Here is a 25859-nt window from a genome sequence, read left to right as displayed (position 1 = left end):
TGGGCGTGAGCGCTGCACGATAACCCCGTAATTCGGGCTTTCCACAGGGGGTTTCTAGAATCACCTCCCATGACCGCGACCCCTGCCATCCGCTTCGAGCGGGTGCACAAAACCTATCGCGGCGCCTCCCAACCCGCCCTCAGCGATGTCAGCTTCGACATCGCCCCCGGGGAGTTCTTCGGCCTGCTCGGCCCGAATGGCGCCGGCAAAACCAGCCTGATCAGCATCCTGGCGGGACTTTCGCGCGCCGATTCCGGCCGCGTCAGCGTGCTGGGCCACGACGTGGTCGATGACTACGCCGCCGCCCGCGCCCGCCTGGGCGTGGTGCCGCAGGAGCTGGTGTTCGACCCCTTCTTCTCGGTGCGCGAAACCCTGCGCTTCCAGTGCGGCTACTTCGGCATCCCCGCCGATGAGCGCTGGATCGAGGAACTGCTGAACGAGCTGGGTTTGCTCAGCAAGGCCGACGCCAATATGCGCCAGCTCAGCGGCGGCATGAAGCGCCGCGTGCTGGTGGCCCAGGCCTTGGTGCACCGCCCGCCCGTCATCGTGCTGGACGAACCCACCGCCGGCGTGGACGTGGAGCTGCGCCAGACCCTGTGGCAGTTCATCGCCCGCCTGAACCGCGAGCAAGGCACCACGGTGTTGCTGACCACGCATTACCTGGAAGAGGCCGAGGCCCTGTGCGGGCGCATCGGCATGCTCAAGGGGGGCAAGCTGGTGGCGCTGGACCGCACCAGCGCCCTGCTCTCGGGCCGCAGCCACCAGGTGCTGCGCTTCAAGACCGATCAGGCCCTGCCCGAAGGCCTGGATGCCCGAGTCACCGGCCGCATCGCGCAGATCAAGGCGCATGACGCCGCGGAGGTCGAGCAGATCCTGGCCCGCCTGCGCGCCGGCGGCGTGACGGTGGAAGACCTTGAGATCGGCCGGGCCGATCTGGAGGATGTGTTCCTCGAAATCATCCACGCGGAGCACGCATGAACGGCGGCTGGACTCTCTTCAAGAAGGAGCTGCTGCGCTTCTGGAAGGTCGCCTTCCAGACCATTGCCGCGCCCGTGCTCACCGCCGTGCTCTACCTGATGATCTTTGGCCATGTGCTGGAAGACCATGTGAAGGTGCACGGCGTGCCCTACGCCAGCTTCCTGCTGCCCGGCCTGGTGATGATGAGCGTGCTGCAGAACAGCTTTGCCAACAGCAGCTCCAGCCTGATCCAGAGCAAGATCACCGGCAACCTGGTGTTCCTGCTGCTCACCCCGCTCTCGCCCCGCGCCTGGTTCGCGGCTTATGTGGGCGCGGCGGTGCTGCGCGGCCTGAGCGTGGGCCTGGGCGTGGCCCTGGCCACCGCCTGGTTCGTGCCCTGGCAGGGCTTCCAGCTCGCGCACCTGGGCTGGGCCCTGGTGTTCGGGGTGCTGGGCGCGGCCATGATGGGTAGCCTGGGCCTGATTGCCGGGCTGTGGGCCGACAAGTTCGACCAGCTCGCGGCCTTCCAGAACTTCATCGTCATGCCGATGACCTTCCTGGCCGGTGTGTTCTATTCGGTCGATTCGCTGCCGCCGGTGTGGAAGGCGGTCTCGCACCTGAACCCCTTCTTCTTCATGGTGGACGGCTTCCGTCACGGCTTCTTCGGCGTCAGCGATGGCTCGCCCTGGTTGAGCTTGGGCGTAGTCGGAACGAGCTTCGTCGTCGTCGCCACCGTGGCGCTCCAACTCCTCAAGCGCGGCTACAAGATCCGCCACTGACATGCCCGATCCGACCCCCCAAGAAGTGCGCGACTTCATCGCCGCCGGCCTGCCCTGCATCCATCTGGAGGTGGAAGGCGACGGCCGCCACTTCTTCGCCACCATCGTCTCAAGCGAGTTCGAGGGCCTGCCGCGCGTGCGCCGCCACCAGCGCGTCTACGCGGCGCTGGGCGAGCGCATGAAGGAGCAGATCCACGCGCTGTCGATGAAGACCCTGACCCCGACCGAATTCCAGCAAGGCGCCTGATGGACAAGCTCAAGATCCGCGGCGGCCGCCGCCTGAACGGCACGGTGGTCATCTCCGGCGCCAAGAACGCCGCCCTGCCCGACCTCTGCGCCACCCTGCTGACGGCCGAGCCGATGGTGCTGCACAACGTGCCGCGCCTGCAGGACGTCAGCACCATGATCAAGCTGCTGCGCAACATGGGTGCGGCGGTGGATTGGGTGGAGGGCGAGAGCAACGCACTGCGCCTGGACGGCGGGCCGGTCAACAACCCCGAGGCGCCCTACGAGCTGGTGAAGACCATGCGCGCCAGCATCCTGGCGCTGGGCCCGCTGCTGGCGCGTTTCGGCAAGGCCAAGGTCTCGCTGCCGGGCGGCTGCGCCATCGGCTCGCGCCCGGTGGACCAGCACATCAAGGGCCTGCAGGCGATGGGTGCGGAGATCCGCGTCGAGCACGGCTACATCCTGGCGGAAGTTCCCGGTGGGCGGCTTAAGGGCGCGCGCATCACCACGGACATGATCACCGTCACCGGCACCGAGAACTTCCTGATGGCCGCCGCCCTGGCCGAAGGCGAAACCGTGCTGGAGAACGCCGCCCAGGAACCCGAGGTGGTGGACCTGGCCGAGCTCTTGATCAGCATGGGCGCGCAGATCGAGGGCCATGGCACCAGCCGGGTGACGATCCGCGGCGTCGAGAAACTGCACGCCCCCAAGACCCCGCACCACATCGTGCCGGACCGCATCGAGGCCGGTAGCTTCCTCTGCGCCGTGGCCGCCGCCGGTGGCGAGGCCCTGCTGCAGGGCGCGCGCGCCGACCACCTGGACGCCGTGATCGACAAGCTGCGCGAGGCCGGTGCGCAGATCGAGCCGCGCGTCGACGGCATCTGGATCCGCATGGATGCGCGACCGAAGGCCGTGGGCTTCCGCACCAGCGAGTACCCGGCCTTCCCAACCGATATGCAGGCCCAGCTGATGGCGGTGAACTGCGTGGCCGAGGGCGCCGCGAAGATCAGCGAGACCATCTTCGAGAACCGCTTCATGCACGTGAACGAGTTGGTTCGCTTGGGCGCCCGTATCGAGGTGGACGGCCACACGGCCGTCGTCACCGGCGTGCCGCAACTCAGCGGCGCCACGGTGATGGCCACCGACCTGCGCGCCTCGGCCAGCCTGGTCATCGCCGGCCTGTGCGCCGAGGGCGAGACCCTGGTGGACCGCATCTACCACCTGGACCGCGGCTACGAGCAGATGGAAGCCAAGCTGCGCGGCCTCGGTGCCGACATCGAAAGAACGAAGTGAGCGGATTGACACTCGCCCTGTCCAAGGGCCGCATCTTTGACGACACCCTGCCGCTGCTCAAGGCCGCCGGCATCGAAGTGCTGGACGACCCCGAGAAGAGCCGCGCGCTGATCCTGCGCACCAATCTGCCGGACGTGCGTGTGGTGCTGGTGCGCGCCAGCGATGTGCCGACGTACGTGCAGCATGGCGGCGCCGATGTGGGCGTGGCCGGGCTGGACGTGCTGCTCGAACACGAGGCCGGCCCCTATGGTGGCGGCGCGCTGCTGCGCCCGCTCGACCTGCAGATCGCCCGCTGCCGCCTCTCGGTGGCCACGCGCGCCGACTTCGATTACCAGGCCGCCGTGCGCCAGGGCGCGCGCATCCGCGTGGCCACCAAGTACACGCAGCTGGCCCGCCAGCACTTCGCCGACAAGGGCGTGCACGTCGATCTGATCAAGCTCTATGGCTCGATGGAACTGGCCCCGCTGACCGGCCTGGCCGATGCCATCGTCGACCTGGTGAGCACCGGCAGCACGCTCAAGGCGAATGACCTGGTCGAGGTAGAGAAGATCCTGCCGATCTCCTCGCACCTGGTGCTGAACCCGGTGGCGGCCAAGCTAAAGCGCGAGCGCATCCGGCCGCTGCTGAACAGCCTGCAGGCGGCCGTCCAGGCGCGCTGATGGACCTCATCCGCCCCGCCCGGGCGGTGGATGCGCCCCTGCTGGCCGCGCTGGGCGCGCAGGTGTTCTTCGACACCTATGCCACCGACGGCGTGAACCTGGCGATCGCCCGCGAGGTGGCCGAGTTCTTCACCCCCGAGCGTTTTCTGGCCCTGCTGCAGGAGCCCACGGTGGAGCTGCTGGTGCTGGCGCGCGGGGAGGGCTTGCTGGGCTTTGCGCAAAGCCAGCTGGGTCTCACCCACCGGCTGCTGCCGCCGGGCCGGCCGGCCGAGTTGCAGCGCCTCTACCTGCAGCGCCGCTGCCATGGCCAGGGCCTGGGGGCGCGGCTGCTGCGCGCGGCCGAAGCCGGCGTGGCCGCCCGCGGCGCCGAGCTGCTGTGGCTGGACGCCTGGGTGCACAACCAGCAGGCGCGCGCTTTCTACGCTGCCCAGGGCTATGCCGAACTGGGTGCCGATGTGTACCGCTACGAAGAGGATGTGCACGAGACACGGATCTACGCCCGTGGTCTCGGCCCGGAGAATCGCACCCCATGAAGATCACCCGCCTTGCCACCACCGCCCCCGACTTCGACGCGCGCCTGCAGCAGCTGCTGCATTGGAGCGAGGACACCGACGCCGGCATCGAGCAGGCGGTGGCCGGCATCCTGGCCGAGGTGCGCATGCAGGGCGACGCTGCCGTGCTGGCGCGCACCGCGCAGTTCGACGGCGTGCAGGCCGCCTCGGTGGCTGAACTGGAGATTTCCGCTGCCGAGCTGAAGGCGGCCTTCGATGGCCTGCCCACCGCCCAGCGCCAGGCCCTGCAAACGGCGGCCGAGCGCGTGCGCCGCTACCACCAGGCCCAGGCCCAGGCCTGCTGCCAGGGCTTCGAGTTCACCGACGACGAGGGCAACCGCCTGGGCCAGCAGGTCACCCCGCTGGACCGCGTGGGCATCTACGTGCCCGGCGGCAAGGCCGCCTACCCGAGCTCGGTGCTGATGAACGCCATCCCTGCCCAGGTGGCCGGGGTGGGCGAGATCATCATGGTGGTGCCCACCCCGCGCGGGGAGCGCAACGCCCTGGTGCTGGCCGCCGCCCACCTGGCTGGCGTGCACCGGGTGTTCACCATCGGCGGCGCCCAGGCCGTGGGCGCGCTGGCCTACGGCACGGCCACCGTGCCGCGGGTGGACAAGATCACCGGCCCCGGCAATGCCTATGTGGCCGCTGCCAAGCGCCGTGTGTTCGGCCAGGTCGGCATCGACATGATTGCCGGCCCGAGCGAAATCCTGGTGCTGGCCGACGGCACGGTGAACCCGGACTGGGTGGCCATGGACCTGTTCAGCCAGGCCGAGCACGACGAGCTGGCGCAATCCGTCCTGCTCTGCCCGGACGCGGCCTACATCGACGCCGTGGCTGCGGCGATGGAACGCCTGCTACCCGAGATGCCGCGTGCCGCAGTGATCCGCGCCAGCCTGGAAGGCCGCGGCGGCCTGATCCACACGCGTTCGATGGCCGAAGCCTGCGCCATCAGCAACCGCATCGCGCCCGAGCACCTGGAGGTCAGCGCCGACCAGCCGCGCCAGTGGCTGCCGCATCTGAAGCACGCCGGCGCCATCTTCTTGGGCGCCTTCGCCAGCGAGAGCTTGGGCGACTACTGCGCCGGCCCCAACCACGTGCTGCCCACCAGCGGCACGGCGCGTTTCTCGTCGCCCCTGGGCGTGTACGACTTCGTCAAGCGCAGCAGCCTGATCGACATCAGCGAGCAGGGCGCCCAGGTGCTGGGCCCGGTGGCCGACACCCTGGCCCAGGGCGAGGGCCTGCAGGCGCACGCCCGCTCGGCCACGTTGCGGCTCACCATGTAGTTCTGCGCGCCAATGAGCGCGTGCAAGGAGTCCGCGCGCCAGCAGCGGATCCCCTGGTGTCAGTTTGCGCCGGACATGTGTGGAGCTGGCGTGGCACTCAGCTGCCACGACATGTTCAGTCTTTGGATTCCAGAGGCGCGTCGCGCGCGCTCTCGAAGGGTGCTGCCGCGCTGACTCCCAGGAGAAACCCCGACAGGATGAGGGTGTGCGCCTGTTGGACACTCCGCGCCCTTTGCCGGCCCCGTCGTGGGGCCGGTTTGCATCCAAAACAGGGAGACTTCGATGCGTAGTTGGCTGATGGTGGCCGTTCTGGCCATTTCTGGATTGACGACCGGTTGTGCCGTGCAGGTGCAGAACCCGGTGGCGCTTGCGCCCGCGGCGATTGGTCCTAGCGCCGGCAAGGTCGGCATTGCGATGACCGAACTGCCCAAGGTGGACACCGCCTTCCCCGGTGCGGGCTGCTTGCTCTGTCTGGGCGTGGCCAATCTCGCGCACAGTGCCTTGAACGCGCATGTGAGCACCCTGTCGTACGAAGACCTGCCGGAGCTGAAGAACCAGGCGGGTCAGCTGATTGCGCAGCGCGGCGGCCAGCCGGTGGTGCTGGCCGAGGCCTTCAAGTTCGACGGCCTGGAGGAGTTCAAGACCGACAAGCCCAACTTCGCGCGCCGCGACTTCCGTCCCCTGCGCGCCAAGCATGGCGTCGACAAGCTGCTGGTGGTCGAGGTCCAGGCCTTGGGCATCTGGCGAAACTACGCCTCCTACGTGCCGACCGAGCCGCCGAAGGCCGTCTTCAACGCGCTGGCCTATATGGTGAATCTGCAGGACAACTCGCTCGAGTGGTACCAGCCGATCGCGATCCGCAAGGCGGCCGAGACCTGGGATCAGGCGCCCAAGTTTCCCGAGCTGACGAATGCCTATTTCCAGGCGCTCGAGCTGGGCAAGGACGCCGTCCTCAAGCCCCTGCAAGCGCAATGAGCCGCGGCCTGCTGATGAAGCGGGCCCTTCTGCTCTCGCTCTGGTTGCTGCTGGGGCTGGCCCACGCGGCCCCGGAGCCGGTGCAGAGCTGGCCCCTGGAAGCGGGCTGGCGGCTGAAGTGGTCGGACAAGCTCGAGCCTCGGATCCCGTTTCGGGGCCTGGTCAATCGGGACGCGGAAGGCTCCGGCCCTGGCGCCATGATGTATCCGGCGCCGAGCGCGGCAGGCTTCCTGGTGGCCATCCTGACCCATGCGGCCATCAATGAGTCGGTGCAGTCCAGTCAGCGCGCCAAGGCGCAGCTGCAAGCCGACAAGGTGCTGGATGACTACCGCGGCGTGCTGGACGCGCTCACGCCCGAGCGTCTGATGGAGCGCACCCGATCCCGCATCAAGGACATGCCGGATCCCTTGTTCGCGTCGCTGCGCGAAGCGACCGAGGACACGGCCTGGACCCTCGAGCTGCTGCCGCTGTTTTCGATGACGCAGGACAAGCGCGCGCTGATCCTGGATGCGGCGGTGCAGGTGCGTGGCAGGGGCACCGAAACGCGCAGGCGCCAGCTTGGAATGCGGGTTGTGTCGAGCCCCTTGTCGGAAGCCGATGTCGGCAAAGCCTGGCTGGACGACGAGGGGCAGGCCCTGCACGCGCAGGCGGCCAATCTACTGGCCGAGGCGGTGCAGACCCTGGCGCAGGAACTGAGCGGCCATTGGGCGGACCCCACAGTGCCGCAACGCACCCTGCGCTTCCCCGAGGGCGGTCGGGAGCGCATCGAGCGCGCCCAACTGCTGAAGCGTGATTGCCGCCGAGCGCTGCTGCGCACGCTCAAGGGAGAGCTGCTGTCGGTGCCGGTTGGTTCAGGGGCCTTGAGCGCTGAGTGCGGGCCGGTTGCGCCGACGCCGGTCTCGGCCCAGGCCTCCGCACAAACGGAACCTGCCGGCGCGAATCCCTAGGACCCGTTGGGCGGCTTGGTCTGGGGCGTTCTTCCAAGTGTGGAGTCGCAAGTGAGACCCGGCAGGGCAGGTGGTCTTCTTGTTTGTCTAGGACAAACAAGGCGAGTGCCCGCAGAATCGACTGATGACAACCGCCCTGGTCTGGCTCAAGCGCGACCTGCGCCTGCACGATCACGCCCCGCTGATGCAGGCCGCCGCCTGCGAGCGGGCGGCGGCGGTGTACCTCATCGAGCCCGAATGGCTGGCCAGCCCGGAGTTCGATCCCCAGCACCTGCGCTTTGTGCTGGAAAGCCTGGCCGAGTTGCGCGTGCGCCTGCAGCGGCGCGGCCTGCCCCTGCATGTGCGCGTGCGCCCGGCGGTGCAGGGTCTGGCGGAGTTGCAGCAAGAACTGGCCTTCACCCATTTGTTCAGCCACGAAGAGACCGGCCCCGGCTGGACGTACTCGCGCGACCTCGCCGTGGCCGCCTGGTGCCGAGCCCAGGGCGTGGCCTGGCTGGAAACGCCGCAGCACGGGGTGGTGCGGCGCCTGCGCAGCCGCGCCGGCTGGGCTGCGCGCTGGCAGGCGCGCATGGATGCGCCCGAGTGCGCGCCGCCGCCGGGCTGGCGCGCCGCCGGCGCGCTGTGCGACGAGCCGCTGCCGAGCCCGGCCAACTTGGGCCTGGAGCCGGACCGGCGCGCCGGCCAGCGTGGCGGTGAGCGTGCGGCGCGCGCCACGCTGGAGAGCTTTCTGCAGGCGCGCGGGCAGGACTACCGGCGCGCGCTCAGCAGCCCGCTGAGCGCCGAGGGAGGCTGCAGCCGGCTCTCGCCCCATCTGGCCTTCGGCACGCTGAGCCTGCGCCGCGCCCACCAGGCCACCGAGCGCCGCATCGATGGCGCGCGGGGCTTGGGCGAGCGCGACTGGGCCTACGCCCTGCGCGGCTTTGCCGGCCGCCTGCGCTGGCATTGCCACTTCATGCAAAAGCTGGAGGACGAGCCGGCCATCGAGTTCCGCGCCTTCGCGCCTGCCTATGACGGGCTCAGACCGGGTGACGCGCACCCCGAGGCACCGCCCTGGGTCGCTGCGGCCCAGGCGCGCTTCGACGCCTGGTGCGCGGGCCGCACCGGCTGGCCGATGGTGGACGCCTGCATGCGCAGCCTGTGCGCCACCGGCTGGCTCAACTTCCGCATGCGCGCGCTGCTGGTGAGCGTGGCGGCCTACCCCTTGTGGCTGCACTGGCGCCCGGTGGGCCTGCACCTGGCGCGCCAGTTCCTGGACTTCGAGGCCGGCATCCACTGGAGCCAGCTGCAGATGCAGAGCGGCTGCACCGGCATCAACGCGCTGCGCGTCTACTCCCCCACCAAGCAGGCGCGCGACCAGGACCCCGAGGGGCACTTCATCCGCCGCTGGGTGCCGGAGCTGGCGGGCGTGCCCACCGAGTGGCTGGCCGAGCCCTGGCGCATGCCCGCCAGCGTGCAGCAGCGCGCCGGCTGCCGCATCGGCGCTGACTACCCGGCCCCGCTGGTGGATGAGCGCGCGGCGATCCGCGACGCCAAGGACCGCCTCTGGGCCGCCCGCCGCAGCCCGCAGGCCCGCGCCCAGGCCGACGCGGTGCAGCAGCGGCATGGCTCGCGCAAGAGCGGTTTGCCGCCCAGCCCCAAACCACGCGCGCCACGCAAAGCAGCGCGTGCTGCCACCCAAGGAGAGCTGTTCTGAACTGGAAAGGCAACAAGCAGGCCCTGCCGACCAAGCCCTGCAGCACCTGCGGCAAGCCCATGAGCTGGCGCAAGGCCTGGGCCAAGAACTGGGCGGAGGTGAAGCATTGCAGCGAGCGCTGCCGCCGTGCGGCCCAGGCAGGCCGCCCATGAGACATCTCGTCATCGTGCTGGGCGACCAGCTGGACCGGGACGCCGCGGCCTTCGACGGCTTCGATCCGGCCCAGGACGCGGTGTGGATGGCCGAGGTGGCGGAGGAGTCCACGCATGTGTGGAGCAGCCAGCCGCGCATCGCGCTCTTCCTGGCCGCCATGCGCCACTTCGCCGAAGCCCTGCGCGCAGCCGGCCGCCCGCTGCACTACCGCCGCCTGGACGACCCGGCCACCCGCGCCAGCCTGTCCGAACAGCTGGCCGCCGACCTGGCCCAGCTGCGCCCGAGAGCCCTGCGCCTGACCCGCCCGGGCGACTGGCGCGTGCTGCAGGCCTTGCAGCAGGTGGCGCAGCAGCAGGGCCTGCCGCTGCAGCTGCTGGAGGATCGCCATTTCTTCACCACGCCGGCCGACTTCGCCGCCCATGCCCGCGGCCGCAAGGGCCTGCGCATGGAGTACTTCTACCGCGAGCAGCGCCAGCGCCAGCGCGTGCTGATGGACGGCACCGAGCCCCTGGGCGGCCAGTGGAACTTCGATGCCGACAACCGCGCCGCCTTCGGCCCCGCGGGCCCGGGCTTCGACCTGCCGCAGCCACCCCGCTTCGCACCCGACGCCATCACCCGCGAGGTGCTGGACCTGGTGCGCACCCGCTTTGGCGATCACCCGGGCCGGCTCGATTCCTTTGCCTGGCCGCTGACCCGCGCGCAGGCGCTGCAGGCCTTGGATGCCTTCATCACCGAGCGCCTGCCGCTGTTCGGGCCTTACCAGGACGCCATCTGGCCCGGCGAGCCCTGGCTGTACCACGCGCAGCTTTCTGCCGCGCTGAACCTCAAGCTGCTCACGCCGCACGAGGTGGTGGCGGCGGCCGAAGCCGCGGTGCGCGCCGGCCGCGTGCCGCTGAACAGCGGCGAGGGCTTCATCCGGCAGATCCTGGGCTGGCGCGAGTACGTGCGCGGCATCTACTGGACGCGCATGCCGGCCTACGCCGAAGCCAACGCGCTGGACGCTACGGCGAACCTGCCGCCCTGGTACTGGACGGGTGAGACCGACATGGCCTGCCTGCGCGACGCCATCACCCAGACGCTCGAACACGGCTACGCCCACCACATCCAGCGCCTGATGGTGACGGGCCTGTACGCGCTGCTCTACGGCGTGCAGCCGCAGCAGTTGCACACCTGGTACCTGAGCGTCTACGTGGACGCGGTGGAGTGGGTGGAGCTGCCCAACACCCTGGGCATGAGCCAGTACGCCGATGGCGGCCTGATGGCCAGCAAGCCCTACATCGCCAGCGGCAAGTACATCGCCCGCCAGAGCCCGCTGTGCAGCGGCTGCCGCTACCGGCCCGACGAGCGCACCGGGCCGCAGGCCTGTCCCTTCACCACCTTGTACTGGGACTTCCTGCTGCGCCACGAGGCCCGCTTTGCCCATCACCCGCGCCTGGCCCTGCAGGTGCGCGGCGTGGCGCGCGTGCCGGAGGACGAGCGTGCGCGCATCCGTGCCCAAGCCGAGGCTTTGCGCGCCGCATGATCGACACCGCCTGGCCCCCCACCCGCGCGGCCGCTCTGCAGCGCCTGGCCGCCGTGGATGCCGCGGCCTATGCACGCAGCCGCAACCATCTCGACGGGGCGGTGACCGGCCTGTCGCCCTACCTCACGCATGGCCTGTTGAGCGTGCCCGAGTGCCTGGAGGCCCTGCGCCTGCCGCCACAGCACAAGCTGGTCTATGAATTCGGCTGGCGCGAGTACTTCCGCCATGTCTGGGCGCACCGGGGCGCGGGCATTCTGCGCAGCCTGCACCCTGGGCCCCTGCCCGACGAGGCCTATGCCGCCGAGTTGCCGCAGGACATCCGCCGCGGCGCCACCGGCGTGCCCGTGGTGGACCAGGCGGTGCGCCTGCTCTACGCGCGCGGTTGGCTGCACAACCATGCCCGCCTGTGGCTGGCCAGCTATGTGGTGCATGCGCGCAAGGTGCATTGGCGCGCCGGGGCCGATTGGATGCTGGCCCATCTGCTGGACGGCGACCTGGGCAGCAACCACCTGAGCTGGCAGTGGGTGGCCGGCACCGCCAGCCACAAGCCTTACCTCTTCGACGCCGCGAATGTGGCGCGCTTTGCGCCGCCGTCCTGGCACAGCGAGGGCAGCGCCATCGACCTGGACCGCGACGCGCTGGAAGCCCTGGCCCGCGAGCCGCGCAGCGTGGCGGCGGGTCGCGGCGGGGGGGGGTGGACGCGCCCGTCCTGGCGAACTTGCCGCATGAGGAATCGCCCGCCACGCCCATGCCGGGGGCGGATTTGTGGCTGGCCCACCCCTGGGCCCTGGGCGAGCCCCCGGCGGGAACGACGGTGGTGGGGCTCATCCTGAAGGAGGCCCATGCGCACCAGCCCTGGGGCTCGCGGCGCTGGGCCTGGGTGCAGGCGCGCATGGCGGCATTGAGCCCGCGGCTCTGGGTGCTGGACCGCGCGGGTCTGGCCGCCGTGCTCACCGGTGCGGCGCGCGTGCGCACCCTGGCCCATCCGCACATCAGCCCCTGGTTGCCGGAGGGCGTGCAAGCGCTGCCGGAGCCGCGCCACTTTCCCGCGCTGGAGCACTACTGCGCCTCCTTTTCCAAGTGGTGGCGCCAGGTGAGCGGCTGAGCCCCTTCCAGAACGGGCTGCACAGCAGCCGCCGGGCGGGGTACGCTGCGCGGGTCCCGGCAACCACTTGTTACAGGCATGGGCGAAAACCTCTGGGTCCTTGAAGGGTTGGGCGCTGACGGCGGCCATGTGCGGCACGAACTCAGCCAGTTCCCCTGCCATATCGGGCGCGATCCGGGCAATGAGCTGGTGGTGCCGTCCTCGGGCCTGTCGCGCCGGCATGCCGAGTTCCAGCTCGATGTCTCGGGCCAGCTGCGCCTGATCGACCTGAACAGCAGCAACGGCAGTTTCGTCAACCGGGAGCGCATCAATGGCTCGGTGCTGCTGAACGAGGGCGATGTGCTGCACTTCGCCACCGTGGAGTTCCGACTGCTGCGGCGCGGCAACTTCCAGGAAACCGCGCCCTACGAGGACATCGGCCGCACCGTCATCGTGCCCAGCGGCCTGAGCCTGCCCGCGCACTTCGTGCCCAAGGAGCGCCAGTTCTTCGAGTTCCTGCAGGGCAAAGGCCTCTCGGGTGCCATCCAACCCATCGTGCAGGCGCGCGGCGGGCAGCTGTTCGCCTGGGAACTGCTGGGCCGCAGTACCCACCCGGAGCTGCCCAGCTCGCCGATCCGGCTCTTCAACATGGCCACGCAGCTGGGCCGCGAGGTGGAGCTGAGCGCGGCGCTGCGTGAGTTCGGCGTGCGCTCGCTCGCGCCCCATGCGCGCGACATGCCGCTGTTCGTCAACACCCACCCCAAGGAAACCTTCGAGGAGACCTTTCTCGAATCCCTGGCGCGCCTGCAGCAGGACTGCCCGCAGCTGCAGCTGGTGGTGGAAATCCACGAGAACGCCGTGATGGAAGTGGACCGCATGCGCGAGCTGGCGGCGCGCCTGAACGGCATGGGCCTGCGCTTCGCCTACGACGACTTCGGCGCCGGCCAGGCGCGCCTGAACGAGCTGGGCGACGTGCCTCCACATTTCGTCAAGTTCGACATGGGCCTGGTGCACGACATCCACCTCGCCAGCGAGCGCAAGCAGCTGGTGGTGGCCGATCTGGTGAAGCTGGTCCATGAACTCGGCTCCCAGGCCTTGGCCGAGGGCGTGGAGCTGGAGCAGGAGGCGGCGGTATGCCGCCAGATGGGCTTTGACCTGATCCAGGGCTACCTGACCGGCCGGCCCGGCCCTCTGCCCGGCGGCTGAGCATGGCTTGACACGAAGTTCGTGTGACACGAAACTCGTGGTGCACTGTTTTCGTGGAGCAAGCCATGCGCAACGTCACCATCACCATGGAAGACGCCGTCGCCGACTGGGCGCGGATGGAGGCGGCCCGCCGCAACACCAGCGTCTCGCGCCTGGTGGGGGAGCTGCTGGCCGAGAAGATGCGGCATGACGACGCCTATGAGCGCGGCATGCGCGAAGCGCTGGAGTTCAAGAGCTTTGGCGAATCCACCGGACGCTACTTCTCACGCGACGAGATTTACGACCGCAAGGCTCAGCGCACATGACGCAGCTGGTCTTCGTGGACACCAATGTCCTGCTCTACGCCTTTGACGACAAGGATCCGGTCAAGCGCGATGCTGCGCGGCAATGGCTGGTGCATTGCTGGAGCTTGCGCTGCGGGCGGGTCAGCACCCAGGTGCTGCACGAGTTCTACTGGAACGCCCGCAAGAAGTTCCCCACCGCCCTGTCCGCTGGTGACGCGCGCGCCGAAGTGCGCCGCTACCAGCTGTGGCAGCCCTGGCTGGTGGACCATGCCACGGTCGAATCCGCCTGGGCGGTGGAAAGCCGCTGGGGGCTGAACTACTGGGATGCGCTGATGGTGGCCGCCGCGCAGCAGCAGGGCTGCGAGCTGCTGCTGACGGAAGACTTGCAGCACGACCAGCAGATCGACAGCCTGCGCATCGTCAATCCTTTCAAGACCGGGCCGGAGACGCTCCATGCTTGACGTGATCCGCCCCGACATCCAGAACCTGCACGCCTACGCCGTGCAGCCCAGCACCGGCTTCATCAAGCTGGACGTGATGGAGAACCCCCACCGCCTGCCGCCGGATCTGCAGGCCGAGCTGGGCGCGCGCCTAAGTGCCGTGGCCCTGAACCGCTACCCGGCCGAGCGCCTGGACGACTTGCGCGCCGCGCTGGCCCGCCACGCCGGCCTGCCCGAGGGCTGCGCGCTGATGCTGGGCAATGGCTCGGACGAACTCATCAGCCTGCTGACCCAGGCCATCGCCCGGCCCGGCGCGGTGGTGCTGGCGCCGCAGCCCAGCTTCGTGATGTACCAGCTGAGCTGCCAGCTGCTAGGCCCACGTTTCGTGGGCGTGCCCTGCCGCGCCGAGGACTTCGCGCTCGACCGCAACGCCCTGCTCGACGCCATCGCCCTGCACCGGCCCGCCTTGCTGTGGCTGGCCTACCCGAACAACCCCACCGGCACCTTGTGGGACGACGAGGTGATCGAGGCGCTGATTGCCGCCATGCAGCACCACGGCCTGGTGGTGATGGACGAGGCCTACCAGCCCTTTGCCGCGCGCGACTCGCTCGAGCGCCTGCGCCGCCACCCCCATGTGATGGTGATGCGCACGATGAGCAAGTTCGGCCTGGCCGGCGTGCGCATCGGCTACCTGATGGGCCGCACCGAGCTGGTGGCGCAGGTGGAGAAGCTGCGCCCGCCCTTCAATGTGAGCGTGCTGAACGCCGAGGCCGCGCTGTTTGCGCTGGAGCACGAGGCCGTGTACGCCGCGCAGGCGGCCGCCATCCGCGCCGAGCGCGAGCGCCTGTTCGCCGCGCTGCAGGCGCTGCCCGGCGTGACACCGTTTCCCAGCCAGGCCAATATGGTGCTGGCGCGCTTCCCGGATGCCGCGGCCACCTTCGCCCAGCTCAAGGCGCGCGGCATCCTGGTCAAGAACGTCAGCGCCATGCACCCGCTGCTGCACAACTGCCTGCGCCTGACCGTCGGCACCCCCGAAGAGAACTCCGCTTTGATCAAGGCCCTTCAACCATGAGCCGCCAAGCCAGCGTCCAACGCGACACCGCCGAAACCCAGATCCGCGTCGCCCTCGATCTCGACGGCACGGGCAAGGCCCAGCTGAACACCGGCATCGGCTTCTTCGACCACATGCTCGACCAGATCGCCCGCCATGGCCTGATCGATCTGACGATCGACGCCAAGGGCGATCTGCACATCGACGGCCACCACACCGTGGAGGACGTCGGCATCACCCTCGGCCAGGCCTTTGCCCAGGCCCTGGGCGACAAGCGCGGCATCACCCGCTACGGCCATGCCTACGTGCCGCTGGACGAAGCCCTGAGCCGCGTGGTGCTCGACTGCTCCGGCCGGCCCGGCCTGCACATGGACGTGCGCTTCACGGCCGGCATGATCGGCCAGCTCGATACGCAACTGGTGTTCGAGTTCTTCCAGGGCTTCGTCAACCACGCGGGTGTGAGCTTGCACATCGACAACCTGAAGGGCCAGAACGCGCACCACCAGTGCGAGACGATCTTCAAGGCTTTTGCGCGCGCGCTGCGCATGGCCATCACGCCCGATCCGCGCGCTGCCGGCACCATCCCCAGCACCAAAGGCACGCTGTGAGCAAGACCGTTCTGGTGCTCGACTACGGCATGGGCAATCTGCGCTCGGTGGCGCAGGCCGTGCGCGCGGCCGCGCAGGGCAGCGGCGTTGACGTGGTGGTCGGCCACGATCCCGCCCAGGTGCGCGCGGCCGATCGCATCGTGCTGCCGGGGCAGGGCGCGATGCGCGACTGCATGGCCCACTTCGAGGCCACGGGCGCGCGCCAGGCCGTGCTGGACGAGGTGAAGAACGGCAAGCCTCTGCTGGGTGTCTGCGTGGGCATGCAGATGCTGCTGCAGCACAGCGAGGAGCAGGACACGCCGGGTCTGGGCCTCTTCGAGGGTCAGGTGCGGCGCTTTCGTTTGAGCGGCCGGCTGCAGCCCGATGGCAGCCGCTACAAGGTGCCGCAGATGGGCTGGAACCGCGTCGACATCGAGCGCCCCCATCCGGTGTGGGAAGGCATCCCCAGCGGCAGCCACTTCTACTTCGTGCACAGCTACCACGCCCAACCCAAGCACCCGGAACAGGTGGCGGCTACCACCGAATACGGCGATCGCTTCGCCTGCGCGATCGCACGGGATACCATTTTTGCCACCCAGTTCCACCCCGAAAAGAGTGCCGACCTGGGCCTGCGTCTCTACCGCAACTTCCTCATTTGGCAACCCTGAAGCCATGCTCCTGATCCCCGCGATTGACCTCAAGGACGGTCACTGCGTCCGCCTCCAACAGGGCGACATGAATGCCTCCACGACCTTCGGTGAGGACCCGGCCGCGATGGCGCGGCGCTGGCTGAACGCCGGCGCGCGCCGCCTGCACCTGGTCGATCTGAATGGCGCGTTCGCTGGCAAGCCCGTCAACGAGGCCGCGGTGAAGTCCATCCTGGCCGAGGTGGGCGACGAGATCCCGGTGCAGCTGGGCGGTGGCATCCGCGACCTCGACACCATCGAGCGCTACCTCGACGACGGCATCAGCGCCGTCATCATCGGCACCGCGGCGGTCAAGAACCCCGGCTTCATCCGCGATGCCTGCACGGCGTTTGGCGGCCATATCTGGGTGGGCCTGGACGCCAAGGACGGCAAGGTGGCCACCGATGGTTGGAGCAAGCTCAGCGGCCATGAGGTCGGCGATCTGGCCAAGAAGTTCGAGGACTACGGCATCGAAGGGGTGATCTACACCGACATCGGCCGCGACGGCATGCTCAGCGGCATCAATATCGATGCCACGGTGCGCCTGGCGCGCCAGCTCAGCATCCCGGTGGTTGCCTCGGGCGGCCTGGCCGGCTGGGCCGATATCGAGGCCCTGTGCAAGGTGCAGGACGAAGGCATCAGCGGCGTCATCTGCGGCAAGGCCATCTACACCGGCGCCCTGGACCTGAAGGACGCGCAGGCCAAGGCCGACGCGCTGACGCCATGAAGGCCACGACCGCGCTGCTGAGTCTGCTCTGCCTGGCCGGCTGCGCGGTCATGGATGCCGACGACTGCGCGCAGGCCAACTGGCGCCAGCTGGGCGAGCGCGACGCCCTCGACGGCCATACCGCGGATCGCTTCGGCAAGCGTGCCAAGGCCTGCCGCAAGCACCAGATCGGTGCCGACCAGGCCGCCTACGAGAGCGGCCATGCGGTGGGCCAGCGCGCCTACTGCAGCGCCCCGCGCGGCGAGACCGATGCGGCCGCCGGCCGCAGCCCGGCCGCGCTGTGTCTGGCGCCGCTGCAGCCCGCCTACGATCAGGGCTTCACGCGCGGGCTGCAAACCTTCTGCCGTCCACGCAATGCCTACGAGCATGCGCGCGGCGGCGGCAGCGACCCGCGCACCTGCCCCGAGATCAGCCGCCTGGGCTTCGAAGCCGGCTGGCGCCTGGGCCGCGAGGTGCACGAGCTGGAGCAACGCCGCCAGCGTCTGCTGAACGATGCCGCGGCACAGCGCCGCCGTGCCGGCGACGACAAGCTCAAGCCCGAGGAGCGCCAGCAGGCCAGCCGCCGCGCCAGCGAACTGGAAGCCGAAGCCAGCCGCGCGCGCAGCCGCCAGCGCGAGGCCGAGCTGGACGCGCTTTCCCTGCCGCGCTGAACCCGACCCGACACGCTGCAAGTCTTCACCCCCGCAGGCCCCCAGGCCCCACATTCCAGGAACTCACCATGATGCTGAAACCCCTGCTTGCCGCCCTTGCTCTCGCCGTGGCGAGCCTGGGCGTGGCGCCCGCGCCGGCCCAGGCCGCTGCCCATTCGGCACAGGCCAAGGCGGGCGTGCACGGCGCCCAGACCCTTGCGAAGAAGAAGGGGGCCAAGAAGGCCAAGAAGTCCGTCAAGAAGAAGTCGACCAAGAAGCACAAGACCCTGCACCGGGCCAGCCGACTGCGCTGATGGCTTCGCAGGGGCGTGGCCCCTGGCGCTGGCTGCTGCGCCCGTTCATCGGGCTGCTGGCCCTGCTGCTGCTGGCCGAGGAATGGCTGTGGGATGCCCTGCAACGCGGCATGCGCCGCCTCGGCCTGGCCCTGCACCTGCAGCGCCTTGAAGCCTGCTTGCGCAAGCTGCCGCCCTGGCCGAGCCTGCTGCTGCTGGCCGCCCCGGCGGCCCTGCTGCTGCCCTTCAAGCTCGCCGCGCTCTGGGCCCTGGCCCATGGCTACAAGGTCCTGGGCTTGCTGGTCTTCGTGGCCGCCAAGCTCTGCGGCACGGCGCTCGCGGCCTACCTGTTCGACCTGGTACGCGACAGCGCGCGCCGCCTGCGCTGGTTCGACCGCTTCTATGGCTGGGTGATGGGCTGGCTGGCGCGCGCCCGCGCCTGGTTGCACGCGCAAGCCGCCTACCAGCAGGCCCGCGCCAGCGCCCGCGAGTTCAAACAGCGCCTGCGCCAGGCCCTGGCGCGGCGGCGCCCCGCAGCCTGGCTGCGCTGGTGGCGTTCCGCGCGCGCGCGCCGTCACCGTTCCGGATAGCTCTACCGAATCCCATGCTTGCCAAACGCATCATTCCCTGCCTGGACGTCAAGGACGGCCGAGTCGTCAAGGGCGTCAACTTCGTCGGCCTGCGCGACGCCGGTGACCCCGTCGAAGCCGCCGCCCGCTACAACGAGCAGGGCGCGGACGAACTGACCTTTTTGGACATCACCGCCACCAGTGACGGTCGCGACCTGATCCTGCCCATCATCGAAGCCGTGGCCGACCAGGTCTTCATCCCGCTGACCGTGGGTGGCGGCGTGCGCGAGGTGTCCGATGTGCGCCGCCTGCTCAACGCCGGTGCCGACAAGGTCAGCTTCAACTCCGCCGCGGTGGCGAACCCGGAGCTGATCCGCGCCGCCAGCGACAAGTACGGCTCGCAGTGCATCGTGGTGGCCATCGACGCCAAGGCCAATGACTCGGGTGGCTGGAACGTCTACACCCATGGCGGCCGCAAGGACACCGGCCTGGACGCTGTGGCCTGGGCGGTGCGCATGCAGGCGCTGGGGGCGGGCGAGATCCTGCTCACCAGCATGGACCGCGACGGCACGCGCGCCGGCTTCAACCTGGCGCTGACCAGGGCGGTCAGCGACGCCATCGACCTGCCGGTGATCGCCAGCGGCGGCGTGGGCAGCCTGCAGCACTTGGTGGATGGCATCCGCCTGGGTGGCGCCGATGCCGTGCTGGCCGCCAGCATCTTTCATGATGGCCAGCACACCGTGGGCGAGGCCAAGGCTTTCATGCGCGCCGCGGGCATCGAGGTGCGGCTGTGAACAAGAAGCCCGGCGCTGTCGGCGAAGTCCGCATCGTTGGCGGGCGCTGGCGGCGCAGCAAGCTGCCGGTGCCCGATCTGCCCGGCCTGCGCCCCACCGGCGACCGCCTGCGCGAGACGCTCTTCAACTGGCTGGGCCAGGAGCTGGGCGGCTGGAAGGTGCTGGACGCCTTTGCCGGCAGCGGCGCACTCGGGCTGGAAGCGGCCTCGCGCGGCGCCCAGGTCACGCTGGTGGAGCAGGACCCTCGCGCGCTGCGCAGCCTGCGCGAGGTGGTCGCCCGGCTAGAAGGCGCGGCGGACACCGTGCGCCTGCAGGCCGGTGACGCTTTCGCGCAGATCGGCCCGGGCTGGGACCTGGTGCTGCTCGACCCGCCCTTCGGGGCGGACCTGTTCGAGCGTGCCCTACACGCTGCCTGTGGCTCGGCCTGGATCTATCTGGAAGCGCCGCGCGAGTTCGCGCCTCCAGCGGGCTACCGGCTACACCGCCACTTGAAAGCAGGTGCCGTGCACGCCCATTTGTTCGCCCGGGACAATTGAGCGCATGAAAGCCATCTACCCCGGCACCTTCGACCCACTGACCCGCGGGCACGAAGACATCCTGCGCCGCGCCGCCAAGCTCTTCCCCACCGTCATCCTGGCGGTGGCCACGGCCCACCACAAGAAGACCCTGTTCACGCTGGAAGAGCGCCTGGCGATGGCGCGCGAGGCGCTTGCCGATGTGCCCCAGGTGCAGGTGGTGGCCTTCGAGGGCCTGCTGAGCCGCTTCGTGCTGGAGCAGGGCGGCCAGGTGGTGGTGCGCGGCATCCGCGCGGTGAGCGATTACGACTACGAGTTCCAGATGGCCGGCATGAACCGCCAGCTGATGCCCGAGGTCGAGACCGTGTTCCTGACGCCGGGCGACGACTACCAGTTCGTCAGCGGCACCTTCGTGCGCGAGATCGCGATGCTGGGTGGCGACGTGTCGAAGTTCGTCAGCCCGGGCGTGCTCGCGCGCCTGATGGCGAAGCGGAGCTGAGCATGGCGCTCAAGATTACTGATGAGTGCATCAACTGCGACGTCTGCGAGCCCGTCTGCCCGAACCAGGCGATCTCGATGGGGCCGGAGTTCTACGTCATCGACCCGAACCGCTGCACCGAATGCGTGGGCCATTTCGACACCCCGCAATGCGCGCTGCTGTGCCCGGTCGCCTGCATCCCCAAGGACCCGGCCCGTGCCGAGGATCACGAGACCCTGATGCAGAAGTACCTGCGCCTCAGCGCGGAAAAGACGGCCTGATCAGAGCTCGGCGCTGATGCTGGTGTCGGGGAAGCGCTCGTAGATCGCGCGCACGGCGTCCAGGCGGTTCATCAGCAGGGTCACCAGGCGCGGGTCGAAGTGCAGGCCGGCCTGGCTCTCGATGTAGTCGATGGCGGTCTCGAAGTCCCAGCGCTTCTTGTAGACGCGGTCGGACATCAGCGAGTCCAGCACATCGGCCAGCGCCACGATGCGCGCCGGCAGCGAGATCGTTTCGCCGAACAGGCCCTGCGGATAGCCCTGGCCATCCCAGCGCTCGTGGTGTTCCAGCGCGATCTGCGCGCCCATGCGCAGGATGCGCCGGTCGCTCTGTGCCAGCAACTCGTGGCCGATGCGCGCGTGCTGCTGCATCTGCGACCACTCATCGGCGTCCAGCTTGGCGGGCTTGTTGAGGATGTGGTCGGGGATGCCGATCTTGCCGACATCGTGCAGCGGCGCGGCCTGGCGCAGGTGCTCCACCTCCATCGGCTCCAGCCCCCAGGCCTGGCCGAGCAGCGCGGCCAACTCGGCAATGCGGCGCACATGGGCGCCGCCCTCGTTGGAGCGCCGCTCCACCGCTTCGCCCAGGATGTAGACGGTGGCGCGCTGCGTCTCCTGCACCTCTTCGCGCAGCAGCAGGGCCTCGTAGGTGATGGCCACGTTGGAGCAGAAGATCTCCAGCAGCTCCTGGGCCTCGTGGTCCACCGGGTCGGAGAACTCCATGTAGAGCAGGCTGACGCTGCCGCCGCTGGTGCGGTAGTAGCCCACGCAGTGGTGCGGGTCGAAGTGGCTGCGCTGCTCGCGCTCGGCGCGGTCCAGCGCCTGCTTGACCTTCTCCGGCAGCTGCATCAGGCCCTGTTCGTCGAGCAGGCCGGCGTACTCGGGCGTGGCGGCCAGCACATGCAGCCGGCCTTCCATGTGCGAGGCGGCGTAGGCGGCGATGCGGTTGGCGCACAGGCCCTGGGCCTCGTAGCCCAGCAGATGGGCGACCTGATCGAGCACGGCCGAGGCGAAGACCTTGAGGTTGTGCGAGTCGTAGATGCGCTGGATGGCCTCGATCGAGCGACGCAGCGCCATCTTGCTCTGCTCGATGATGAGGATGTCGCGGTAGGAACGCAGCGCCGCGAAGAAGACCGTATTGAGCTTGCGCTTGGTCAGCTCGGTCTTCTCCTTGTAGTCATTGATGTCGTAGTTCTTGATGACATGCTCTTCCGGCGCCTGACCGGGCTGGCCGGTGCGCAGCACGATGCGCGAGCGGTGGTTGCGCATCTGCTCGCGGATGTCGCGTGCCAGGTCCAGGCCGGCGTGCTCGGTTTCCATCACCACATCGAGCAGGATCAGCGCGACATCGCTGCGGCTGGCCAGCACCTGGCGCGCCTCGGCGGCGCTGTAGGCATGCAGGAAGAGCAGGTGACGGCCGGCGAACTCGAAGTCCGCCATCACCAGCTCGGTCACTTCGTGGACCTGGGGCTCGTCATCGACGATCAGCACCACCCAAGGGTCAAGCGGATGCTCGGTAGGTACCAGCACCGACTCGGGCGCGAACAGCAGGTCGTGATCGTCTTCGTCGTGTGAGGACATGGCGCGGGAACCGGTCCAAGGTGCCAGCGATCATGCCAGAAGCATCGGCCGGGCTGCGCCGGGTGCGCTTCAGCGCTTGATGGCAGGCGAGCGCGCCGTGCGCGTTTTCTCGTCTTTGCGCGGTTTGTTGCGCGCGGGCCGATCGGGCCGTTCGGGCGGGGTGCCTCGGGTGTCGGCCGGGGCCTTGTTCACCCCCTGCGAGCCCGCCGGCTGACTGGCCGGGGGCGCGCTGGCTTCGAAGCGCTCGCGCTCGCGTTGTAGCCGGGCGGCTTCGCGGGCCTCGGCCGCCTGGCGCTGCAGGGCGGCGGCGCGGTCGCTCTGGCTGGGTTGATCGTAGGAGAGCGGCGCGGATGCCCCCGATTCCGCGGGGCAGGGGCGGTCACGCAGCTCACGCCCGCCGGGCCCGCAGCGGAAGATCGGCGGGCCGCTCTGCCGCCGCGTCTGGGCCAGCCCGGACAGGCTAGTCAGCAGCAGGGGCAGCAGGGGCAGCAGGAGCAGGGGACGGCGACGCAGGGTCATGGCTGGGGCTCCGGGGCGGGCGCGGCGGCTTGGGCCGCTGGGGCTTGGCGTGCAGGCGCTGGGTGGCGCTGTCGAACTGGCCGGCCAGCAGCAGGGGCAGGGCGGGCAGGCTTTTGTCGATGCAGGCCTGCAGCAGCTCGCGCTCCGGCCCCGGCGCCCGGCGCAGCACATAGCCGGCCACGGCATCGCGCTGGCCCGGGTGGCCAATGCCTAGGCGCAGGCGCCAGAAGTCGTTCGAGCCCAGCTGGGCCGCCATGTCCTTGAGCCCGTTGTGCCCGGCCGCGCTGCCGCCGCGCTTGAGCTTGAGCTCGCCCGGAGGAAGGTCGAGCTCGTCGTGCGCGACCAGGATCTGCTGCGGCTCGATCTTGAAGAAGCGCGCCAGCGCCGCCACCGACTTGCCGCTCAGGTTCATGTAGGTCATCGGCTCCAGCAGCCACACATCCCCCGTGGACGTGCGGGCCCGCGCGGCCAGCCCGAAGTAGCTCCGTTCGGCCACCAGCGAGACCTTGAGCTCGCGGGCCACCGCATCGATCCAGGCAAAGCCGGCGTTGTGCCGGGTGTCCTCGTATTCAGCGCCCGGGTTGCCCAGGCCCACCAGCAATCTCAGCATGCGGGGGATTATCCCGGGGGGGCACAGAGAGAATGCCCTGAAATACTGTTGCTCACAAACCCCTCGCCCGGCTCAGCGAGGGCGCGCCGGCCGCCGCAGCTGCGGCCCGGCGCCCTGACGGAGTTCCTGCCCTTGCCCTTGCTGCGTGCCCGCACCGAACCTGGTTGGACGGCCCTGGTGCCCCAGGGTGACACCCTGCGTGCCGCCCATCTGCTGCCTGCTGCCGCGGGCCGACCAGCCCGCCTGGCCTGGCATTGGCAGGGGCCCTGGGGCGAGCAGGAGGCGGTGCGCAGCGCCAGCCTGGCCGCCCTGCACAAGGCCCATGGCGGGCGCGCCCGCCGCGTCTGGGTGCTGGAGCGCGGCCACTACCAGATCGTGCCCACCGAGGCCCCGCCCGACGTGCCACGCGAGGAATGGAAGGACGCGCTGCGCTGGCAGCTCAAGGGCCAGCTCGATTTCTCCGCGGAGGACGCCGCCCTGGACCTGTTGATCCTGCCCAGCGACCAGCACCAGCGCCGCCAGACCCAGCTGCTGGCCGTGCTGGCGCCCAAGCACCGCTTGCGCGAGTTGGCCGCGCAGGCCGACGCCCAGCGCCTGGGCCTGGAGGCGATCGACATTCCCGAGACGGCGCTGCGCAACCTCAGCGCCCGCCTCGAGCCCGAGAACCGCGCCCAGGCGCTGCTGAGCTTCGGCAGCGGCCAGGGCAGCCTGGTCATCACCCAGGGGGGTGAGCTGCTGATGTTTCGCCAGATCGAGCTCGCGGCCGAGGCCCTGGCCCATGAAGACGATGCGCGCCGCGACGCCGCGCTGGACCGCGCCGCGCTCGAGGTGCAGCGCACGCTCGACAACTTCGACCGCATGTTCAGCCACCTCAGCCTGGCGCGCGTGCTGGTGGCGCCGGGGCCGGGCATGGCCGGCCTGGTGGGGCATCTGGGGCGGCTGGTGACGGTGCAGGTCGAGGCCCTGGATGTGCAGGCCGTGTTGGACCTGAGCGCTGCGCCCGACCTGCAGGGCGCCGAGGCCGCCCGCTGGCTGCTGGCCCTTGGCGCGGCCTTGCGCGAGTAAGGGGGCCGCATGCAGCACCTGAACCTCTTTGATGCCAGTCTGCGCCCCGAGCGGCGTTGGCTGAACCTGCCGCGCCTGGCGCTGGCCATGAGCCTGCTGCTGGCGCTGCTCTGGGGCGCGAGCCAATGGATGGCGCAGCGCACCCGCGCGCAGCTGGAGCGCAATGCCGCCGCCGAGCTGCAGATCCGCCAGCTCGGCCAGCAGGCACCGGCCCAGGCCGCCGCCGCGCAGCAGCAGGAACTGGACGCGCTGCGCCAGCGTCTGGCGCAGGCGCGCTTGTTCGAGGTGCAGCTGCAAAGCCTGCCGCCGAGCGAGGCCGCCCCCGAGCTGCTGGAAGCCCTGGCACGCGCCGCCGGCCCCGAGGTGTGGCTGACCGCCGCGCACTGGGCCGCGGCCGAACCGCGCCTGGAGCTGGAGGGGCGCCTGCTGGACGGCCGCCAGCTGCCCGCCTACCTGCGCCGCCTGGAGCAGCAGCCGGCCTTCAAGGGCCAGCGCTTTGCCCAGCTCAGCCTGGGTGAGCCGGAAGCCGGCGGGGTGCAGAAGTTCCAGCTGCGCAGCAGCAGCACGAGCGCCAGCGGGAGGGCCCGATGAAGAACAGCCCCTTGCTGCAGCGCTGGCAACAGGCCAACAAGGCCTTTGATGCCCGGGTGCCGCGCGAGCGCTGGTTGCTGGCGGTCGCCGGCCTGGCCTTCGTGCTCTGGCTGGGCGACCGGCTCTGGCTGGCGCCGGCGCAGCGGCAGCTGGCGCAGGCCCGCCAGCAGGCCGAGCAGACCGAGAGGGCGCTGGCCGAGCTGCGCACGGCGCAGCAGCTGGCGCGCGATCAGGCCGAGCTGCAGCACAAGCAACGCGAGGACGAACTGGCGCGCCTGCGCACCGAGTTGCAGGGCCTGGAGGGCCGCCCCGGCGCGCTGGAAGGGGCGCGCATGCTGGCGCTGCTGGAGGAACTGGTGCAGCGCCAGCAAGGTGGCCTGAAGCTGCGGGCCCTGACGGCGCTGCCGGATGCCGCCGCCGCGCCGGCGTCGGCCGCGGCCCCTGCGGCCGGCCCGCGCCTTTACCGCCACGCCATCGAACTCGTCGTCAGCGGCTCCTATGGCGCTCTGCACCAGTACCTGCGCGATCTGGTGCAAAGCGAGGCCCGGCTGCGCGTGCGCCAGCTCTCCTTCACGGTGCGCGAGCACCCGGACATCGAAATGACCCTGCAGGTCGAGACACTGAGCCCGCAAGCGGCCTGGCTGACGCTATGAAGCGCTGCATTGCCGCCTGCATCGCCGCCGGTCTGCTGCCGCTGGCTCTGCCCTGCGCGGCGCTGCCGGACCCGACCTTGCCGCCGCCCGCCTGGCGCACGGCGGCCAGCGGCGTGGCGCCGGACGCCCCCGCGGCCCAGCCCGCGCGGCCCCAGCTGCAGGGCCTGCGCCTGGGCCCG

At 70.0% G+C, this 25859-nt stretch carries 35 protein-coding genes; 32 read left to right on the top strand and 3 right to left on the bottom strand.

Going from position 1 to position 25859, the window contains the following annotated elements:
• The first annotated feature begins 69 nt into the window (after positions 1-69).
• From I7X39_RS19240 to I7X39_RS19110, 28 genes are all read left to right on the top strand, one after another.
• A complete protein-coding gene (locus I7X39_RS19240) occupies positions 70-978 on the top strand; it encodes an ABC transporter ATP-binding protein (RefSeq protein ID WP_198112801.1) in 909 nt (302 codons plus the stop codon).
• Complete coding sequence (locus I7X39_RS19235; RefSeq protein WP_198112800.1) at positions 975-1736, top strand: ABC transporter permease; 762 nt, start codon at positions 975-977, stop codon at positions 1734-1736. Before I7X39_RS19240 ends, I7X39_RS19235 begins: the two co-directional genes overlap by 4 nt.
• A gap of 1 nt (position 1737) precedes the next feature.
• Positions 1738-1983: a BolA family protein gene (locus I7X39_RS19230; protein WP_198112799.1), complete on the top strand. Its 246-nt coding sequence runs from the start codon at positions 1738-1740 to the stop codon at positions 1981-1983.
• Positions 1983-3254 carry a UDP-N-acetylglucosamine 1-carboxyvinyltransferase gene (murA, locus tag I7X39_RS19225; RefSeq protein WP_198112798.1) on the top strand — a complete coding sequence of 424 codons (1272 nt, stop codon included), beginning with the start codon at positions 1983-1985 and terminating at the stop codon, positions 3252-3254. Before I7X39_RS19230 ends, murA begins: the two co-directional genes overlap by 1 nt.
• A complete protein-coding gene (hisG, locus tag I7X39_RS19220; protein ID WP_198112797.1) occupies positions 3251-3913 on the top strand; it encodes an ATP phosphoribosyltransferase in 663 nt (220 codons plus the stop codon). The genes murA and hisG overlap by 4 nt, the downstream gene beginning before the upstream one ends.
• Positions 3913-4446, top strand: coding sequence for a GNAT family N-acetyltransferase (locus tag I7X39_RS19215; RefSeq protein WP_198112796.1), 534 nt, complete (start codon positions 3913-3915; stop codon positions 4444-4446). The genes hisG and I7X39_RS19215 overlap by 1 nt, the downstream gene beginning before the upstream one ends.
• Positions 4443-5750, top strand: a complete 1308-nt coding sequence (gene hisD / locus I7X39_RS19210; RefSeq protein WP_198112795.1) for a histidinol dehydrogenase — start codon at positions 4443-4445, stop codon at positions 5748-5750. The genes I7X39_RS19215 and hisD overlap by 4 nt, the downstream gene beginning before the upstream one ends.
• Positions 5751-6032: 282 nt before the next feature.
• A complete protein-coding gene (locus tag I7X39_RS19205; protein WP_198112794.1) occupies positions 6033-6725 on the top strand; it encodes a hypothetical protein in 693 nt (230 codons plus the stop codon).
• Positions 6722-7672, top strand: coding sequence for a hypothetical protein (locus tag I7X39_RS19200; protein WP_198112793.1), 951 nt, complete (start codon positions 6722-6724; stop codon positions 7670-7672). The genes I7X39_RS19205 and I7X39_RS19200 overlap by 4 nt, the downstream gene beginning before the upstream one ends.
• 124 nt (positions 7673-7796) lie before the next feature.
• Positions 7797-9365, top strand: coding sequence for a cryptochrome/deoxyribodipyrimidine photo-lyase family protein (locus I7X39_RS19195; RefSeq protein WP_198112792.1), 1569 nt, complete (start codon positions 7797-7799; stop codon positions 9363-9365).
• 59 nt (positions 9366-9424) lie between these two features.
• On the top strand, positions 9425-9517 hold the full coding sequence (locus I7X39_RS23840) for a DUF2256 domain-containing protein (RefSeq protein WP_375140805.1): 93 nt from the start codon (positions 9425-9427) through the stop codon (positions 9515-9517).
• Positions 9514-11040, top strand: coding sequence for a cryptochrome/photolyase family protein (locus I7X39_RS19185; RefSeq protein WP_198112791.1), 1527 nt, complete (start codon positions 9514-9516; stop codon positions 11038-11040). The genes I7X39_RS23840 and I7X39_RS19185 overlap by 4 nt, the downstream gene beginning before the upstream one ends.
• Positions 11037-11873, top strand: coding sequence for an FAD-binding domain-containing protein (locus tag I7X39_RS19180; protein ID WP_232352067.1), 837 nt, complete (start codon positions 11037-11039; stop codon positions 11871-11873). Before I7X39_RS19185 ends, I7X39_RS19180 begins: the two co-directional genes overlap by 4 nt.
• Positions 11855-12145 (top strand): hypothetical protein, encoded by a 291-nt coding sequence (locus tag I7X39_RS23350; RefSeq protein WP_232352066.1) that lies wholly within the window; start codon positions 11855-11857, stop codon positions 12143-12145. Before I7X39_RS19180 ends, I7X39_RS23350 begins: the two co-directional genes overlap by 19 nt.
• Positions 12146-12223: 78 nt before the next feature.
• Positions 12224-13330, top strand: coding sequence for an EAL domain-containing protein (locus I7X39_RS19175; protein WP_198112790.1), 1107 nt, complete (start codon positions 12224-12226; stop codon positions 13328-13330).
• 65 nt (positions 13331-13395) lie between these two features.
• Positions 13396-13635 carry a CopG family transcriptional regulator gene (locus I7X39_RS19170; RefSeq protein WP_198112789.1) on the top strand — a complete coding sequence of 80 codons (240 nt, stop codon included), beginning with the start codon at positions 13396-13398 and terminating at the stop codon, positions 13633-13635.
• A complete protein-coding gene (locus I7X39_RS19165) occupies positions 13632-14075 on the top strand; it encodes a PIN domain-containing protein (RefSeq protein ID WP_198112788.1) in 444 nt (147 codons plus the stop codon). The genes I7X39_RS19170 and I7X39_RS19165 overlap by 4 nt, the downstream gene beginning before the upstream one ends.
• On the top strand, positions 14068-15126 hold the full coding sequence (gene hisC, locus I7X39_RS19160; protein ID WP_198112787.1) for a histidinol-phosphate transaminase: 1059 nt from the start codon (positions 14068-14070) through the stop codon (positions 15124-15126). Before I7X39_RS19165 ends, hisC begins: the two co-directional genes overlap by 8 nt.
• Entirely contained in the window at positions 15123-15713 is a 591-nt protein-coding gene (hisB, locus tag I7X39_RS19155; RefSeq protein WP_198112786.1) for an imidazoleglycerol-phosphate dehydratase HisB, read from the top strand. The genes hisC and hisB overlap by 4 nt, the downstream gene beginning before the upstream one ends.
• Positions 15710-16360 carry an imidazole glycerol phosphate synthase subunit HisH gene (hisH, locus tag I7X39_RS19150; RefSeq protein ID WP_198112785.1) on the top strand — a complete coding sequence of 217 codons (651 nt, stop codon included), beginning with the start codon at positions 15710-15712 and terminating at the stop codon, positions 16358-16360. Before hisB ends, hisH begins: the two co-directional genes overlap by 4 nt.
• Positions 16361-16364: 4 nt before the next feature.
• Positions 16365-17105 carry a 1-(5-phosphoribosyl)-5-[(5-phosphoribosylamino)methylideneamino]imidazole-4-carboxamide isomerase gene (gene hisA, locus I7X39_RS19145; protein ID WP_198112784.1) on the top strand — a complete coding sequence of 247 codons (741 nt, stop codon included), beginning with the start codon at positions 16365-16367 and terminating at the stop codon, positions 17103-17105.
• On the top strand, positions 17102-17755 hold the full coding sequence (locus I7X39_RS19140; protein WP_198112783.1) for a DUF2799 domain-containing protein: 654 nt from the start codon (positions 17102-17104) through the stop codon (positions 17753-17755). The genes hisA and I7X39_RS19140 overlap by 4 nt, the downstream gene beginning before the upstream one ends.
• A 68-nt stretch (positions 17756-17823) precedes the next feature.
• The gene (locus I7X39_RS19135) at positions 17824-18048 is read left to right on the top strand and encodes a hypothetical protein (RefSeq protein ID WP_198112782.1); all 225 of its coding nucleotides are present in this window, start codon (positions 17824-17826) and stop codon (positions 18046-18048) included.
• Positions 18048-18617 (top strand): hypothetical protein, encoded by a 570-nt coding sequence (locus I7X39_RS19130; protein ID WP_198112781.1) that lies wholly within the window; start codon positions 18048-18050, stop codon positions 18615-18617. The genes I7X39_RS19135 and I7X39_RS19130 overlap by 1 nt, the downstream gene beginning before the upstream one ends.
• 14 nt (positions 18618-18631) lie before the next feature.
• Positions 18632-19390, top strand: a complete 759-nt coding sequence (hisF, locus tag I7X39_RS19125; RefSeq protein WP_198112780.1) for an imidazole glycerol phosphate synthase subunit HisF — start codon at positions 18632-18634, stop codon at positions 19388-19390.
• A complete protein-coding gene (rsmD, locus tag I7X39_RS19120) occupies positions 19387-19926 on the top strand; it encodes a 16S rRNA (guanine(966)-N(2))-methyltransferase RsmD (protein ID WP_198112779.1) in 540 nt (179 codons plus the stop codon). Before hisF ends, rsmD begins: the two co-directional genes overlap by 4 nt.
• 4 nt (positions 19927-19930) lie before the next feature.
• Positions 19931-20404 carry a pantetheine-phosphate adenylyltransferase gene (gene coaD / locus I7X39_RS19115; protein WP_198112778.1) on the top strand — a complete coding sequence of 158 codons (474 nt, stop codon included), beginning with the start codon at positions 19931-19933 and terminating at the stop codon, positions 20402-20404.
• 2 nt (positions 20405-20406) lie between these two features.
• Positions 20407-20664, top strand: coding sequence for a YfhL family 4Fe-4S dicluster ferredoxin (locus I7X39_RS19110; RefSeq protein WP_198112777.1), 258 nt, complete (start codon positions 20407-20409; stop codon positions 20662-20664).
• Here I7X39_RS19110 and I7X39_RS19105 read toward each other — a convergent pair whose 3' ends face one another.
• The 3 genes from I7X39_RS19105 to pth form a co-directional block, all read right to left on the bottom strand.
• Positions 20665-22242, bottom strand: coding sequence for a response regulator (locus I7X39_RS19105; RefSeq protein WP_198112776.1), 1578 nt, complete (start codon positions 22240-22242; stop codon positions 20665-20667).
• Positions 22243-22311: 69 nt separating this feature from the next.
• Positions 22312-22761 (bottom strand): hypothetical protein, encoded by a 450-nt coding sequence (locus tag I7X39_RS19100; protein WP_198112775.1) that lies wholly within the window; start codon positions 22759-22761, stop codon positions 22312-22314.
• A complete protein-coding gene (pth, locus tag I7X39_RS19095) occupies positions 22703-23371 on the bottom strand; it encodes an aminoacyl-tRNA hydrolase (protein WP_198112774.1) in 669 nt (222 codons plus the stop codon). Before pth ends, I7X39_RS19100 begins: the two co-directional genes overlap by 59 nt.
• A 132-nt stretch (positions 23372-23503) precedes the next feature.
• On the opposite strand from pth, the gene pilM reads away from it, so the two are divergent.
• From pilM to I7X39_RS19075, 4 genes are all read left to right on the top strand, one after another.
• The gene (gene pilM / locus I7X39_RS19090) at positions 23504-24436 is read left to right on the top strand and encodes a type IV pilus biogenesis protein PilM (protein WP_198112773.1); all 933 of its coding nucleotides are present in this window, start codon (positions 23504-23506) and stop codon (positions 24434-24436) included.
• A gap of 9 nt (positions 24437-24445) precedes the next feature.
• The gene (locus tag I7X39_RS19085; RefSeq protein WP_198112772.1) at positions 24446-25027 is read left to right on the top strand and encodes a PilN domain-containing protein; all 582 of its coding nucleotides are present in this window, start codon (positions 24446-24448) and stop codon (positions 25025-25027) included.
• Positions 25024-25680, top strand: a complete 657-nt coding sequence (locus I7X39_RS19080) for a hypothetical protein (protein ID WP_198112771.1) — start codon at positions 25024-25026, stop codon at positions 25678-25680. Before I7X39_RS19085 ends, I7X39_RS19080 begins: the two co-directional genes overlap by 4 nt.
• On the top strand, positions 25677-25859 hold a 183-nt coding region (locus I7X39_RS19075), incomplete at its 3' end, for a hypothetical protein (RefSeq protein WP_198112770.1). The genes I7X39_RS19080 and I7X39_RS19075, both read left to right, overlap by 4 nt.

This window comes from Inhella proteolytica (assembly GCF_016093275.1).
GTDB lineage: Bacteria > Pseudomonadota > Gammaproteobacteria > Burkholderiales > Burkholderiaceae_C > Inhella > Inhella proteolytica.
Note: the sequence above shows the minus strand (reverse complement) of the source record. Positions and strands in the feature narration are given on the sequence as shown.

Bases quoted from the DNA above. Each gene is read 5' to 3' on its own strand.
- I7X39_RS19240 (WP_198112801.1), top strand. From the start codon at position 70: ATGACCGCGACCCCTGCCATCCGCTTCGAGCGGGTGCACAAAACCTAT.
- I7X39_RS19235 (WP_198112800.1), top strand. From the start codon at position 975: ATGAACGGCGGCTGGACTCTCTTCAAGAAGGAGCTGCTGCGCTTCTGG.
- I7X39_RS19230 (WP_198112799.1), top strand. From the start codon at position 1,738: ATGCCCGATCCGACCCCCCAAGAAGTGCGCGACTTCATCGCCGCCGGC.
- murA (WP_198112798.1), top strand. From the start codon at position 1,983: ATGGACAAGCTCAAGATCCGCGGCGGCCGCCGCCTGAACGGCACGGTG.
- I7X39_RS19215 (WP_198112796.1), top strand. From the start codon at position 3,913: ATGGACCTCATCCGCCCCGCCCGGGCGGTGGATGCGCCCCTGCTGGCC.
- hisD (WP_198112795.1), top strand. From the start codon at position 4,443: ATGAAGATCACCCGCCTTGCCACCACCGCCCCCGACTTCGACGCGCGC.
- I7X39_RS19205 (WP_198112794.1), top strand. From the start codon at position 6,033: ATGCGTAGTTGGCTGATGGTGGCCGTTCTGGCCATTTCTGGATTGACG.
- I7X39_RS19200 (WP_198112793.1), top strand. From the start codon at position 6,722: ATGAGCCGCGGCCTGCTGATGAAGCGGGCCCTTCTGCTCTCGCTCTGG.
- I7X39_RS19195 (WP_198112792.1), top strand. From the start codon at position 7,797: ATGACAACCGCCCTGGTCTGGCTCAAGCGCGACCTGCGCCTGCACGAT.
- I7X39_RS23840 (WP_375140805.1), top strand. From the start codon at position 9,425: ATGAGCTGGCGCAAGGCCTGGGCCAAGAACTGGGCGGAGGTGAAGCAT.
- I7X39_RS19185 (WP_198112791.1), top strand. From the start codon at position 9,514: ATGAGACATCTCGTCATCGTGCTGGGCGACCAGCTGGACCGGGACGCC.
- I7X39_RS19180 (WP_232352067.1), top strand. From the start codon at position 11,037: ATGATCGACACCGCCTGGCCCCCCACCCGCGCGGCCGCTCTGCAGCGC.
- I7X39_RS19175 (WP_198112790.1), top strand. From the start codon at position 12,224: ATGGGCGAAAACCTCTGGGTCCTTGAAGGGTTGGGCGCTGACGGCGGC.
- I7X39_RS19170 (WP_198112789.1), top strand. From the start codon at position 13,396: ATGCGCAACGTCACCATCACCATGGAAGACGCCGTCGCCGACTGGGCG.
- I7X39_RS19165 (WP_198112788.1), top strand. From the start codon at position 13,632: ATGACGCAGCTGGTCTTCGTGGACACCAATGTCCTGCTCTACGCCTTT.
- hisC (WP_198112787.1), top strand. From the start codon at position 14,068: ATGCTTGACGTGATCCGCCCCGACATCCAGAACCTGCACGCCTACGCC.
- hisB (WP_198112786.1), top strand. From the start codon at position 15,123: ATGAGCCGCCAAGCCAGCGTCCAACGCGACACCGCCGAAACCCAGATC.
- hisA (WP_198112784.1), top strand. From the start codon at position 16,365: ATGCTCCTGATCCCCGCGATTGACCTCAAGGACGGTCACTGCGTCCGC.
- I7X39_RS19140 (WP_198112783.1), top strand. From the start codon at position 17,102: ATGAAGGCCACGACCGCGCTGCTGAGTCTGCTCTGCCTGGCCGGCTGC.
- I7X39_RS19135 (WP_198112782.1), top strand. From the start codon at position 17,824: ATGATGCTGAAACCCCTGCTTGCCGCCCTTGCTCTCGCCGTGGCGAGC.
- I7X39_RS19130 (WP_198112781.1), top strand. From the start codon at position 18,048: ATGGCTTCGCAGGGGCGTGGCCCCTGGCGCTGGCTGCTGCGCCCGTTC.
- hisF (WP_198112780.1), top strand. From the start codon at position 18,632: ATGCTTGCCAAACGCATCATTCCCTGCCTGGACGTCAAGGACGGCCGA.
- coaD (WP_198112778.1), top strand. From the start codon at position 19,931: ATGAAAGCCATCTACCCCGGCACCTTCGACCCACTGACCCGCGGGCAC.
- I7X39_RS19110 (WP_198112777.1), top strand. From the start codon at position 20,407: ATGGCGCTCAAGATTACTGATGAGTGCATCAACTGCGACGTCTGCGAG.
- I7X39_RS19105 (WP_198112776.1), bottom strand. From the start codon at position 22,242: ATGTCCTCACACGACGAAGACGATCACGACCTGCTGTTCGCGCCCGAG.
- I7X39_RS19100 (WP_198112775.1), bottom strand. From the start codon at position 22,761: ATGACCCTGCGTCGCCGTCCCCTGCTCCTGCTGCCCCTGCTGCCCCTG.
- pth (WP_198112774.1), bottom strand. From the start codon at position 23,371: ATGCTGAGATTGCTGGTGGGCCTGGGCAACCCGGGCGCTGAATACGAG.
- I7X39_RS19085 (WP_198112772.1), top strand. From the start codon at position 24,446: ATGCAGCACCTGAACCTCTTTGATGCCAGTCTGCGCCCCGAGCGGCGT.
- I7X39_RS19080 (WP_198112771.1), top strand. From the start codon at position 25,024: ATGAAGAACAGCCCCTTGCTGCAGCGCTGGCAACAGGCCAACAAGGCC.